Consider the following 10,574-nt stretch of genomic DNA (forward strand, 5'->3'; position numbering starts at 1 on the left):
CGGCCCGGCCACCCGAGCGCGCTCGCACCGCGGCGCGTGGCGCGGAGGTCTTCTGATGACGCCACCGGCCCGCCACGACGACGCGGGCCTGGTGCGGGCCTACCTGGACCACGTGCGCGTGGACAAGCGCCTGGCCGAGCGCACCCTGGCGCTCTATACCGCCGACCTGGAAAAACTGCAGGCGAACGCGCGCGAGGCCGGCGTGTCCCTGGTGGACGTCACGCCCGCGCATGTGCGGCGCTGGGTGGCGCAGATGCACTCGGGCGGGCGCAGCGCGCGCGGCATCGCGCTCATCCTCTCGGGCTGGCGCGGCTTCTATGGCTGGCTTGGCCGCCAGGGCCTCATCCAGCAGCACCCGGTGAACGACGTGCGCGCGCCCAAGGCCGGCAAGCCCCTGCCCAAGGCCCTGCCGGTGGACGAGGCCGTGCGGCTGGCGAGCTACGAGGACGCCGAGGACGACCCGGCGCTGGAGGCGCGCGACGCCTGCATCGCCGAGCTGCTGTACGGCTGCGGCCTGCGCATCGGCGAACTGGTGGGCCTGGATGTGGCGGCCAGCGGCACGGCGCGCGGCTGGATCGATCTGCAGGAGGGCGAGGCCCACGTGCTCGGCAAGGGCAGCAAGCGGCGCAGCGTGCCGGTGGGACGCGCGGCGCTGGAGTCGCTGCGGCGCTGGCTGGACCTGCGCGTGGCGTTCGCGCGCGAGGACGCGGCGCTGTTCATCGGCCAGCGCGGCCAACGGCTCACACCGCAAACCATCCGCGTGCGGCTCAAGCGCCGCGCCCTCAAGGCGGGCCTGGCCACGCCGGTGCACCCGCACATGCTGCGCCACTCCTTCGCCAGCCACCTGCTGGAGTCCAGCGGCGACCTGCGCGCGGTGCAGGAACTGCTGGGCCACGCCAACATCGGCACCACGCAGGTCTACACGCAGCTCGATTTCCAGCACCTGGCGCGGGTGTACGACGCCGCCCACCCGCGCGCCCAGGCCCGCAAGCCGCGCGGCAAGTGAGCGCGGCCGCGACAATCGCGGCCATGAAATCCATCCGACTCAAGCCCGGCAAGGAACGCTCGCTGCAGCGACACCACCCCTGGGTGTTCGACGGCGCCATCGCCAAGGGCGGCGCCGACCCGGGCGAGACCGTGCGCGTGGACAGCGCCGACGGCCAGTTCCTCGCCTGGGGCGCCTACTCCCCGGCTTCGAAGATCCGCGTGCGCGCCTGGAGCTTCGATCAAGGCCAGCGCATCGACGCCGCCTTCTTCAAGGACCGCCTGCGCGCCGCCATCGCCCTGCGCGAACGCCTGGCCATCGCCAGCGATGGCGTTCGCCTGGTGCACGCCGAGTCCGACGGCCTGCCCGGTCTGGTGGTGGACCGCTACGGCGACACCCTGGTCGCCCAGTTCGGCGCCGCCGGCGTGGAGCGCTGGAAGGACGTGATCGCCGACGCCCTGGTCGATCTCACGGCTTGCGAGCGCCTGTACGAGCGCAGCGACACCAGCAGCCGCCGCCTGGAAGGCCTGGCCGACGCCACCGGCTGGCTGCGCGGGCAGGGCGGCACCGCGCTCGAGCTGAACGAGCACGGCTGGCGCCTCGGCCTGGACGTCGCCAGCGGCCACAAGACCGGCTACTACCTCGACCAGCGCGACAGCCGCGCCGCCTGCCGCGACCTCGTCCAGCGCTTCAAGCTGGCCGAGGTGTTCAACGGCTACTGCTACAGCGGCGGCTTCACCGTGGCCGCGCTCGCGGGCGGCGCCCGGCGCGTGCTCTCGGTCGATTCCTCCGGCCCCGCGCTGGAGCAGGCCCGCGCCAACGTGGCCTTGAACGGCTTCGACGCCGCGCGCTGCGAGTGGCTCGACGCCGACGTCAACGCCAGCCTGCGCCGCCTCATCGACGAGGGCCGCCAGTTCGACGGCATCGTGCTCGACCCGCCCAAGCTGGCGCCCACCGCGGCGCACGCCGAGCGCGCCGCGCGCGCCTACAAGGACATCAACCGCCTGGGCTTCAAGCTGCTGCGCCCGGGCGGTGTGCTGTTCACCTTCTCCTGCTCCGGCGGCGTGGGCGTGGAGCTGTTCCACAAGATCGTGGCCTCGGCCGGGCTGGAGGCGGGCGTGGACGGCGTCTTCCTGCAGCGCCTGGGCGGCGCCTGTGACCACCCGATGACGGTGAACTTTCCCGAGGGCGAATACCTCAAGGGCCTGGTGGTGATGCGCCGGCCCTGAAGCGGGCGTGCATCTTGCTGGCCTACACTCGTCCGCCTTCGCTGTCCCCACCCCTCCAAGCACCATGGCCCTGATCCCCGCCACCATCCTTACCGGCTTCCTCGGCTCCGGCAAGACGACCCTGCTCAAGCGCGTGCTCACCGAGGCCCACGGCCAGAAGATCGCCGTCGTCGAAAACGAATTCGGCGAAGAGAACATCGACAACGAGATCCTGGTGGCCGACACCACCGAGAACATCATCCAGATGAGCAACGGCTGCATCTGCTGCACCATCCGCGACGACCTGCGCGCCACCCTGGCCGACCTGGCGCAGAAGAAGCGCAAGGGCGAGCTCGACTTCGAGCGCGTGGTGATCGAGACCACCGGCCTGGCCGACCCCGGCCCCGTGGCCCAGACCTTCTTCATGGACGACGAGGTGGCCGAGCAGTACCTGCTCGACGCCATCGTCACCCTGGTGGACGCCAAGCACGCCGCCGACCAGCTCAACGACCGCCAGGAGGCCCGCCGCCAGGTGGGTTTCGCCGACCAGATCTTCATCAGCAAGGCCGACCTGGTCTCCCCGGACGAGGTGGAGGCCCTGACCCACCGCCTCAAGCACATGAACCCGCGCGCGGCCATGCGGCCCGCGCACTTCGGCGAGGTCGCCATCAAGGAGGTCTTCGACCTGCGCGGCTTCAACCTCAACGCCAAACTCGAGATCGACCCGGACTTCCTCAAGGCCGACGAACACGATCACGACCATGGCCACGAGCACCACGGGCACGACCACCACGACCATGACCACGCCCACGGCGAGCATTGCGACCACCCCTCGCACCAGCACGGCCACGGCCACGGCCATCACCACCACCACGACGACGACGTCAAGAGCTTCGTCTACCGGGCCGAGCGCCCCTTCAGTCCCGAGAAGCTCGAGGATTTCCTCGGTGCCATCGTGCAGGTCTACGGCCCGCGCATGCTGCGCTACAAGGGCGTGCTGCACATGCAGGGCACCGAGCGCAAGGTCATCTTCCAGGGCGTGCACCAGCTCATGGGCAGCGACCTCGGGCCCGAATGGGGCCCCGACGAAAAGCGCGTGAGCAAGATGGTCTTCATCGGCATCGACCTGCCGCGCGACATCCTCGAACAGGGACTCGAGCAGAGCCTGGTCTGACGAACCGGCCGGTGCACGGGGCCTGCCGTGTCGTTTGTCTCGCTTCGGCGCACCGCGGGCTGCCGGCCGGCGCCGATCCCGTTTCGCGCATGGCTACAATCGCGCCCCGAATCGAACGGGACTTTTGTCACACAGCATGGGGGTATAACAGCCCCTTCGCCGAAGGCGGGTCCGGGTTTCGACCTGTCGCCATCGGTCCACGCGCCGGGCATGATCCCTTGTCAGGGGCGCCCCAGCCATCCTAAGGAGACCCGTTGTGAAAGCCCCGGCTTCCAAGGCAGCGAAAGCAGGCAAGTCCGTCGCCTCGGGCGCCTCCGCGCGTGCCGCCAAGCCGGCTGCAACGGCCAGGTCTGCCTCGGCCAAGGCCGCGCCCAAGAAGGCGCCCGCGGTGAAGAAGCCCGTGGCCAAGGCGCCCGCAAAGCCCGCCGTGAAGGCCGCTGCCAGGAAGGCGCCCGCCAAACCGGTGGCCACGAAGGCGGCTGCCAAGCCAGTGGCCAAGGCGGCAGCCAAGAAGGCCGTGGCCAAGGCGCCCGCGAAGGCCCCGGTGAAGAAGGCACCTGCACAAGCGGCCGTGAAGCCCGTCGCGAAAGCGGCCGCCGCGCCTGTCAAGGCCGTCACGTCGGCGGCCAAGGCGGCGTCAGCGGCCAAGGCCGTCATTTCCAAGGCCAAGGTGGCCAGTCCGCCCCCGCCGATCGTCATCGAACCCTCGCCCCCTCCCATGGGCAAGCGCGAGGCCCGCAAGGTCATGCTGGCGCAGATGTCCCAGCCGGCCTCGGTCCCCAGCCACGCCCCGGACGCCGCCAAGGCGACCTTCTCCCACATGAATGAACGAACCGTCATGACGCCCCCCGCCCCCTCATCCCTCCAGAAGGACCCCAAGCGGGCCAACAACTGGAAGACCCTGCCGGTCGAGCAGCTCACCGATCAGGACGTGCAGGCCATGCCCGACAGCGAGTACATGAACGACGTGCAGCTGGCCTTCTTCAAGCTCAAGCTGCAACGCCTGCGCGCCGACATGCTGAACAACGCGGGCGAGACCACCGAGCACCTGCGCGAGGACACCGTGGTCGTGCCCGATCCGGCCGACCGCGCCACCATCGAGGAAGAGCACGCCCTGGAGCTGCGCACGCGCGACCGTGAGCGCAAGCTGCTCAAGAAGATCGAGCAGGCCCTCGCCCGCATCGACGCGGAAGACTACGGCTACTGCGACGAAACCGGCGAGCCCATCGGCGTGGGCCGGCTCATCGCGCGGCCCACCGCCAGCCTCTCGCTCGAAGCGCAACAGCGCCGCGAACTCAAGCAGAAGATGTTCGGCGACTGAGCGCCGGCTGATCGATCCACGGCCCGGTTCCATGTCCAAGGACGACTCCAGCGGCGGCTTTCTTTCCAAGGTGGTGAAGTTCGTTCGCCACCCGACCACGAGCTGGGCGGATCTGGACACGCGCCAGTCGGACCGCGAAAGCGAGTACAGCAAGGCCGCGCTCAAGGAAATGATCGAGCGCAAGCGGCGCAACGACTTCGTGCGCAAGCGCGAGTTCGACATGCTGCGCAAGATCCGTTCGCGCGAGGGCAGCCCGGCCGAGGCGCAGGGCATGCGCCCGTCCTTCTTCCAGAGCAGCATCCCCTCCAAGCCCGACGACCGGGCCATGACGCTCAAGAAGATCGACGAGATCGAAGCCCAGATGTCCATGCAGTGGTGGAAGACCAAGGGCGCGGACTCGATCACCAGCACCGGCTCGCCCGGCCCCAACAGCGCCGCGCAGCCGCCCGGCACCCTGCCGCAGAAGGGCCGCGAGGCCTCGCCGATCCGGCCGCTGCCGCAGGTGGACCCGGCTCGCCTGCGCGCCCAGTACGACGTGACCGAACCCGCTCCGCTGCTCAACGCCGCGGCGCCGCGTGAGCACCAGCCCACCGAACCCATGGACCTGCGCGCGGCGACCGCCGCAACGGCGCCGGCGCCCGTGAAGCCCGCCAGCGCCGGTCCACGCACCGGCCTCATGGCGCCACGCGCGGGCACGCCCAGCGGCCAGGGCTCCGAATTCTCCGCCTCGCACTTCTACGCGCTCGACGTGCAAGAAGTCGCGCAGGACCCCGAGGTCGAGGAGGCCGCGATCCGCTTCGCCAACGGCGACGACGCGGGCGCCGAACAGGGCCTGCTCGAGGCCGTGTCCGAAGGTGGGCCGCGGGTCGACCAGGAGGCCGACTGGCTCGCCCTGTTCGATCTGTACCGCGCCACCGGCCAGCTGGCCCCCTTCGAAAGCCGCGCGGTGGAGTTCGTGAACCGCTTCAGCCGCTCGGCCCCGCAGTGGTACGACATGCCGGCCGCGGTGCACCGCATGGTCGGCGCGGCCCAGGAACCGGCGGCGGCCACGCAGGCCCGCGCCGTCTGGGCCTGTGAGCCCGAACTCGACGCGCACGCCGTGGGCACGCTGCAGAACGTGCTGTCGCGCGCGCGCTCGCCCTGGGTGCTCGACTGGACCTTGCTCACCAGCATGGACCAGAAAGCCGCCCGCGCCCTGCTGGGCATCGTCACGCTGTGGACGGATCAGGACGTCGACCTGCGTTTCGTGGGCGGCTCCAAGCTGCGCGACGTGCTCAAGAACATGACGCACTCGGGCCGCCGCGATGTCGAGCAGCTCTGGTGGGAGCTGCGCATGGCGGTGCTGCGCCTCATGAACCGCGCCGACGAGTTCGAACTCACCGCGCTGGATTTCTGCGTCACCTACGAACTCTCGCCACCGGGGTGGGAACGTCCCCGCTGCCGCTACCAATCCGTGCGTGGTGATGGCGACGAAGGCCACTCGGTGCTCGGCGAATCGGTGATCGAAGCCGTGCAGTCCACCCTGTCGGGTGAGGCGGGCATCGACTCCCAGCCCGGTTCGTCGATCAACCACCTGGGCCTGGTCGAACTCTCGGGCGAGATCCGCGGCGACGCGCAGAGCACCATCGACATGCTGGAGCAGCGCCTGGAGGGCGCCGACGTGCTGATCCTGTCGTGCCGCAACCTGATCCGCGTCGATTTTTCGGCCGCGGGCACCTTGCTCAACTGGGTCTCCAACCACCACGCGCAGAACCGGCTGGTGCAGTTCGTCGATGTGCATCGGCTGGTCTCGGCCTTCTTCCACGTCATCGGCATCACCGAGTACGCGAAGGTCGTTCTGCGCAATGACTGAAGTACACCCCCGCCGCGCTGCGCGCGACCCCCTCTAGGGGGCGGCACCTGCGGCCCGGCAAAGCCGGTTCCGCGGTGCCCCCGGCTGGACCACGTCGTGCGGGCGGGTCGCGCGCCGGCTTTTTCTCAGTGGCCCCTTGAGGGGGGCTCTCGCATCCCCATTTGGCATCCCATGGAATCCTTTCACGGCACCACCATCGTCTGCGTCCGCCGGGAAACCCCGCAGGGCGTTCAGGTCGCCATCGGCGGCGACGGCCAGGTCACGCTCGGCAACATCGTGATCAAGGGCACCGCCCGCAAGGTGCGCAAGCTCTACAACGATCGCGTGCTCGCCGGCTTCGCCGGCGCCACGGCCGACGCCTTCACCCTGTTCGAGCGCTTCGAGGCCAAACTGGAAAAGCACCAGGGCCACCTGGCGCGCGCCGCCATCGAACTCACGCGCGACTGGCGCACCGACCGTGTGCTGCGCCGCCTGGAGGCCATGCTGGCCGTGGCCGACCGAACCGCCGCGCTCGTGATCACCGGCAATGGCGACGTGCTCGAACCCGAGCACGGCATCGTGGCCATCGGCTCGGGCGGCGCCTACGCGCAGGCCGCGGCCAAGGCCCTGGTCGACCACACCCAGCTCAGCGCCGAAGACGTGGTGCGCCAGTCGCTCGCGATCGCGGGCGAGCTGTGCATCTACACCAACATGAACCACACCATTGAAACGCTCGACTGAGGCCGTTTGACATGTCTTCGATGACACCCCAGGAAATCGTCTCCGAGCTCGACCGGTTCATCATCGGCCAGAACGACGCCAAGCGCGCCGTGGCCATCGCGCTGCGCAACCGCTGGCGCCGCCAACTCGTCGATGAAAAGCTGCGCCCGGAGATCACGCCCAAGAACATCCTCATGATCGGGCCCACCGGCGTGGGCAAGACCGAGATCGCGCGCCGCCTGGCGCGCCTGGCCGACGCGCCCTTCATCAAGGTCGAGGCCACCAAGTTCACCGAGGTCGGGTACGTCGGCAAGGACGTGGACAGTATCGTGCGCGACCTGGCCGACATCGCCATCAAGCAGACGCGCGAGGCCGAGATGCGCAAGCAGCGCTCCCGCGCCGAGGACGCAGCTGAGGAGCGCATCCTGGACGCGCTGATCCCGCCGCCGCGCGCGGTGGGCTTCGAGCCGCAGGCGACACCGGACAGCGCCACGCGCCAGGCGTTCCGCAAGAAGCTGCGCGAAGGCGAACTCGACGACCGTGAAATCGAGATCGAGCTGGCCGAGCCGCGCCCCACGATGGAAATCATGGGCCCGGCCGGCATGGAGGAAATGGCCGAGCAATTGAAAGGCCTGTTCGGCCAGTTCGGTGCGGGGCGCAAGCAGGTGCGCAAGCTGCGCATCGCCGAGGCCATGAAGCTGCTGATCGATGAGGAGGCGGCCAAGCTCGTCAACGAGGACGAGATCAAGACGCGCGCGCTGCACAACGCCGAGCAGAACGGCATCGTGTTCATCGACGAGATCGACAAGGTGACCTCGCGCAGCGACACCGGCGGCACGGCCGAGGTGTCGCGCCAGGGCGTGCAGCGCGACTTGCTGCCCCTGGTGGAGGGCACCACGGTGTCCACCAAGTACGGCCCGATCAAGACGGACCACATCCTGTTCATCGCGAGCGGGGCGTTCCACCTGTCCAAGCCGAGCGACCTCATCCCGGAGTTGCAGGGACGCTTTCCCATCCGCGTGGAGCTGCAGTCGCTGTCGGTGGACGACTTCGAGGCCATCCTGACGCAGACGCACGCCTCGCTGGTGCGGCAGTACCAGGCGCTGCTGGCCACGGAAGGGGTGACGCTGGCGTTCCAGGCCGATGGCATTCGTCAGCTCGCGCAGATCGCGTGCGAGGTGAATGAGCGGACCGAGAACATCGGGGCCCGGCGGCTGTCGACGGTGATGGAGCACCTGCTGGACGAGGTGAGTTTCGACGCGGCGAAGCTACAGGGGCAGACGGTGACGATCGACGCTGCCTTCGTTCAGGAACGCTTGGGGGCGCTGAGCAAGGACGAGGATCTGTCGCGGTACATCCTCTGAGTGCTGTTCGGTTTGCGCTCGGCGGGTTTCGCTCGTTGCACCTCGCGGGCTCGCGGCCACTGGGTGCCTTGCTCCGCGAATGTCCCCCGGACCGGGCTGTGCCCGGTCCTCCTCCTTTATTTCGCTGCGCAAGGCACCCAGCGTCCGCGAGCACAGACACGGTGGNNAGGAGGAGGAGCGGAGCGCGCCAGCGATCCGCTCCGGGGGACAGTCGCGGAGCCGGACACCCGGTCGCCGACGACCGGACCAGCCGGAGAAAGTCGGAGAAGGTCGGGGAAAGCAGGAGAACGCCGAGCCACCCAGACCCCCACCGCCCGTCGCCTCGTGAAACGCCCCTGGAACGTCCCACGGGCGTTTCCGTTTTGAAGCTTCACTTGCACTGCCTGTTGTAAGTGCTTGCTTTTTATGTGCTTTTTGGCGTCCCAACTCCCTCGAAATCGGCTCTAAGTGGTTGATTTCATTGAAAAAATGTGTACTCAACCCCTGGCGCGGGAGTGTTTTCCTGCTACAGTGGGATTTAGTGCAATTAAGTGGTGGTATCTGCCATCCGAGGGTCCAAAGCGGTGTTCCAGGGCGCGTCTTCGCTCAGTCTCGATGCCAAGGGGCGGCTGTCTGTGCCGACCCGGCACCGCGACGCCCTGGGCGGCTCCCTCACCATCACCAAACACCCCCACGGCTGCCTCATGGTCTTCCCCCGCGAGGCCTGGGAAGACTTCCGCGGTCGCATCGCCAACCTGCCCATGCAGGCCCAATGGTGGAAGCGCATCTTCCTCGGCAACGCCATGGACGTGGAGGTGGATGGCACCGGTCGCGTGCTCGTCTCGCCCGAATTGCGCGCCGCCGCCGGCATCAGCAAGGACGTCGTGCTGCTCGGCATGGGCGCCTACCTTGAACTCTGGGACGCCCAGGTGTATGCCGCGCAGGAGGCCGAGGCCATGAAGGCCGAGATGCCCGACGTGTTCAAGGACTTTTCCTTCTAAGGGTGGTGGTGGAGACCTCATGGACCCATCTGACCGTCCTGTTGACCGAAGCCGTGCAGGCGCTGTCGATCAACCCGGACGGCCACTACGTCGATGCCACCTTCGGGCGCGGTGGGCACAGCCGCGCCATTCTGCAGAGGCTGTCGCCCCAAGGGCGGCTGACCGTCTTCGACAAGGATCCCCAGGCCATCGAAGTGGCGCGCCAGCTCGCCGCGCAGGATGCGCGCGTGTCGGTGCACCACAGCGGCTTCGCCTCCATCGCCGACCTGCCGCCGGCCAGTGCCGACGGGCTGCTCATGGACCTCGGCGTGAGCTCCCCGCAGATCGACGACCCCGCGCGGGGTTTTTCCTTTCGCCACGACGGCCCGCTGGACATGCGCATGGACACCACGCGTGGCCAGAGCGTGGCCCAGTGGCTCGAAACGGTGCCCGTCCCCACCCTGTCGGAGGTCATTCGTGACTATGGCGAAGAACGGTTTGCTTCACAGATTGCAAAGGCGATTGATCGTCGCCGACAGGAACGGGGCCCTGTTCGAACCACCGGCGAGCTGGCCGAAATCGTGGCTGGCGCGGTCAAAACCCGCGAGCCGGGCAAGGACCCTGCAACGCGCACATTTCAGGCTCTTCGGATTTTCATCAACGCCGAGCTTGAAGAGCTGCAACAGGCGCTAGAGGCCAGCCTGCACCTGCTCAAGCCCCAAGGTCGCCTCGTGGTCATCAGCTTCCATTCCCTGGAAGACCGCCCGGTCAAGCAGTTCATGGCGCGCCATTCGCGCACCGTGGTGGACCGCCGCGCGCCGTTCGCCGAGCCCGCGCCCACGCGCCTGGCCGACGTGCACCGCGTGATGCCCTCCGACGCCGAGGTGCAGGCCAACCCGCGCGCGCGCAGCGCCGTCATGCGCGTGGCCACGCGCACGGAGGTGGCGGCATGAGCGCCGCGCCGGGCCGCCCCAAGCAAGCTCGCACCCCCTTGGGGGGCAGCGCAGCACAC

General features: G+C 68.8%; 9 protein-coding genes. All 9 read left to right on the forward strand.

Annotated elements, in window-relative coordinates:
- Positions 1-55: 55 nt before the first annotated feature.
- The 9 genes from GTO19_RS17430 to rsmH all read left to right on the forward strand — a co-directional run bounded on the left by GTO19_RS17430 (position 56) and on the right by rsmH (position 10,515).
- Complete coding sequence (locus GTO19_RS17430; RefSeq protein WP_291020312.1) at positions 56-1,006, forward strand: tyrosine recombinase XerC; 951 nt, start codon at positions 56-58, stop codon at positions 1,004-1,006.
- 23 nt (positions 1,007-1,029) lie between these two features.
- Positions 1,030-2,214 (forward strand): class I SAM-dependent methyltransferase, encoded by a 1,185-nt coding sequence (locus GTO19_RS17435; protein WP_291020313.1) that lies wholly within the window; start codon positions 1,030-1,032, stop codon positions 2,212-2,214.
- Between the two features lie 64 nt (positions 2,215-2,278).
- Complete coding sequence (locus GTO19_RS17440; RefSeq protein ID WP_291020315.1) at positions 2,279-3,367, forward strand: GTP-binding protein; 1,089 nt, start codon at positions 2,279-2,281, stop codon at positions 3,365-3,367.
- Positions 3,368-3,623: 256 nt separating this feature from the next.
- A complete protein-coding gene (gene dksA, locus GTO19_RS17445; protein ID WP_291020317.1) occupies positions 3,624-4,688 on the forward strand; it encodes an RNA polymerase-binding protein DksA in 1,065 nt (354 codons plus the stop codon).
- Between the two features lie 31 nt (positions 4,689-4,719).
- A complete protein-coding gene (locus GTO19_RS17450; protein WP_291020319.1) occupies positions 4,720-6,540 on the forward strand; it encodes an STAS domain-containing protein in 1,821 nt (606 codons plus the stop codon).
- 171 nt (positions 6,541-6,711) lie between these two features.
- Positions 6,712-7,260, forward strand: coding sequence for an ATP-dependent protease subunit HslV (gene hslV, locus GTO19_RS17455; RefSeq protein ID WP_009519073.1), 549 nt, complete (start codon positions 6,712-6,714; stop codon positions 7,258-7,260).
- A gap of 11 nt (positions 7,261-7,271) precedes the next feature.
- A complete protein-coding gene (hslU, locus tag GTO19_RS17460) occupies positions 7,272-8,603 on the forward strand; it encodes an ATP-dependent protease ATPase subunit HslU (RefSeq protein WP_291020323.1) in 1,332 nt (443 codons plus the stop codon).
- Positions 8,604-9,166: 563 nt separating this feature from the next.
- Complete coding sequence (gene mraZ, locus GTO19_RS17465; RefSeq protein WP_070397235.1) at positions 9,167-9,583, forward strand: division/cell wall cluster transcriptional repressor MraZ; 417 nt, start codon at positions 9,167-9,169, stop codon at positions 9,581-9,583.
- Between the two features lie 8 nt (positions 9,584-9,591).
- Positions 9,592-10,515, forward strand: a complete 924-nt coding sequence (rsmH, locus tag GTO19_RS17470; RefSeq protein ID WP_291020325.1) for a 16S rRNA (cytosine(1402)-N(4))-methyltransferase RsmH — start codon at positions 9,592-9,594, stop codon at positions 10,513-10,515.
- Positions 10,516-10,574: the final 59 nt, after the last annotated feature.

It is taken from the genome of Hydrogenophaga sp., assembly GCF_011772445.1.
GTDB lineage: Bacteria > Pseudomonadota > Gammaproteobacteria > Burkholderiales > Burkholderiaceae_C > Hydrogenophaga.